The organism is Streptomyces himastatinicus ATCC 53653 (assembly GCF_000158915.1).
In the GTDB taxonomy this organism is placed as follows: Bacteria; Actinomycetota; Actinomycetes; order Streptomycetales; family Streptomycetaceae; genus Streptomyces; species Streptomyces himastatinicus.
This window is the reverse complement of record NZ_GG657754.1, coordinates 6781671-6784363: the sequence shown is the minus strand read 5'-3', so window position 1 is coordinate 6784363 and position 2693 is coordinate 6781671. Positions and strand designations below refer to the sequence as shown.

The window sequence follows — 2693 nt, the reverse complement described above, 5'->3', positions numbered from 1 at the left end:
ACCTCGTCCTCCGACGCCTGCACCGCGACCATCGCGCCACCGGCCGGAAGCTCCTGCATCAACCGCCCACGCGCCGCCACGAGCGCAGCGGCGTCCTCCAGCGACAGCACGCCCGCCACATGGGCGGCGGCCAGCTCGCCGATCGAGTGTCCGGCGAGCAGGTCGGGGCGCAGCCCCCAGGATTCGACCAGGCGGTAGAGCGCGACCTCGATGGCGAACAGGGCGGGCTGGGTGTAGTCGGTGCGGTCGAGGAGGGCCGCCTCGGGCGAGCCCTCCTCGGCGAAGAGCACGTCGAGGAGCGGGTGTTCCAGCTGCTCTTCGAGGTACCAGCAGGCGTCGTCCAGGGCTTCGGCGAAGACGGGGTACGTGGCGTACAGCTCGCGGCCCATGCCGAGGCGCTGGCTGCCCTGCCCGGTGAACAGCAGGGCGAGCTTCCCGACGGCCGGGGCGCCCTGCACGACGGACGGGGTGTCGCCACCTGCGGCCAGGGTGCGGAGCGCGGCGAGGGCGCCGTCGCGGCCGTCGGCGAGGAGCACGGCGCGCTGCTCGAAGGTGGCGCGGGTGGTGGCCAGGGAGTGGCCGATGTCGGTGAGGGCGAGGCCGGGGTGGGCCTCCAGGTGGTGCCGCAGCCGTTCGGCCTGGGCGCGGAGCGCGTCGGTGGTCTTGGCCGACAGGATCCAGGGCAGTACGGCGGGGGCGGAAGCCGGGGCGTCAGGGTCCGCGTCCGCATCGGCCTTGGCCTCGGCATCGGCGGGCGGCTGCTCGATGATGGCGTGGGCGTTGGTGCCGCTCATGCCGAACGACGACACACCCGCGCGGCGCGGGCGGCCCTCGGTCTCCGGCCATTCCCGCGCCTGCGTCAGCAGTTCGATGTCGCCCGCGGCCCAGTCGACGTGCGGGGTGGGCTGGTCGATGTGCAGGCTGCGCGGCAGTTCGCCGTGGCGCATCGCCATGACCATCTTGATGATGCCGCCGACACCGGCCGCGGACTGGGTGTGGCCGATGTTCGACTTGAGCGACCCGAGCAACAGTGGCCGGTCCGGGTGCCGCTGCTGCCCGTACGTGGCGAGCAGCGCCTGCGCCTCGATCGGGTCGCCCAGCGTCGTCCCCGTACCGTGCGCCTCCACGGCGTCCACGTCGGCGGCCGACAGGCCCGCACCGGCGAGCGCCTGGCGGATGACGCGCTGCTGGGCGGGGCCGCTGGGGGCGGTGAGGCCGTTGCTGGCGCCGTCCTGGTTGATGGCCGTACCCCGCACCACGGCCAGCACCCGGTGGCCGTTGCGCCGCGCGTCGGACAGCCGCTCCACGAGCAGCATGCCGACGCCCTCGCCCCAGGCGGTGCCGTCGGCGGCGGCGGCGAACGGCTTGCAGCGGCCGTCGGGCGCGAGGCCGCGCTGGCGGCTGAAGGCGATGAAGGAGCCGGGGTTGGCCATGACGGCGACGCCGCCGGCGAGGGCGAGCGGGCATTCGCCGTTACGGAGGGCCTGGACGGCGAGGTGGAGCGCCACCAGCGAGGAGGAGCACGCGGTGTCGACGGTGACGGTGGGGCCCTCGAAGCCGAAGGTGTAGGCGATACGGCCGGAGGCGACGCTCGCGGCGTTGCCGGTGACCAGGTAGCCCTCGAAGCCCTGCTCGGCCTCGTGCAGCCGGGGGCCGTAGTCCTGCTGCTCGGCGCCGACGAACACTCCGGCCCGGCCGCCGCGGAGCACCGCGGGGTCGATACCGGCGCGTTCGAACGCCTCCCAGGAGGTCTCCAGCAGCAGCCGCTGCTGCGGATCCATGGCGAGGGCCTCGCGCGGCGAAATACCGAAGAACGCCGGATCGAACTCATCGGCGTCATGCAGGAATCCGCCCTCGCGGGCATAACTACTGCCCGCCTTGTCCGGGTCGGGGTCGTAAAGCCCGGCGAGATCCCAGCCCCGGGTCACCGGGAATTCGGAGATGACGTCTTTTCCGTCGGCGACGATATCCCACAGCTCTTCGGGCGAGCCGATCGAGCCGGGGAATCGGCAGCTCATTCCGATGATGGCGATGGGCTCGTCGTCGGCGATGGGACCGCGGACCGCCTCTTCCGACGGCAGGTCCTCATCCGCGTCCTCACCGAGAAGTTCGGTCCGCAGATGGCGGGCGAGGTCGGCGGGGGTGGGGTGGTCGAAGGCGAGGGTGACGGGCAGGCGCAGTCCGGTGGCGGCGGTCAGCCGGGCGTGCAGGTCGACGGTGGCGAGGGAGTCGAAGCCCAGGTCGAGGAAGGGGCGCTGGGGGTCGAGGACATCGGGCGCCTTGTCCTTGAGGGCCTGGGAGACAACCTCGCCGACCCAGGCGGTGAGGGCCTCGGCGCGTTCGGCCTCGGGGAGTTCGGAGAGCTGGGCCCGCCACGGGGAGGCTCCGCGGGAGGCTTCGTCGGGGCCGCTCCCCCGCTTTTCGGTGTGCTCGTGCGTGAAATCCACGGACTCACTCACCATCGCGCGCCCCATTACCCTCGCAGACATAAACCAAACCGTAGGTCAGCCTTACACAGGGCGGTGCGGCAAGAAACCCCTTCAAACCCCCTATGGCCCCCTACCGTGACCAGGGGACCCCTTATCCACTGCGCGCCACACAATGGCCGCGTTTAATTAACCAGAGTGCACGAGAATTCGGGTGACGACAAGGAACTCGCGGAAAGAAAAACCTTCTTGCGAGTTCAGAGGTGG

1 protein-coding gene is annotated in these 2693 nt (G+C 71.6%); it reads right to left on the bottom strand.

Annotated elements, in window-relative coordinates:
* Nucleotides 1-2447, bottom strand: a 2447-nt coding sequence (locus tag SSOG_RS28995) for a type I polyketide synthase (protein ID WP_281048129.1), incomplete at its 3' end; no start/stop codon positions are given.
* Nucleotides 2448-2693: the final 246 nt, after the last annotated feature.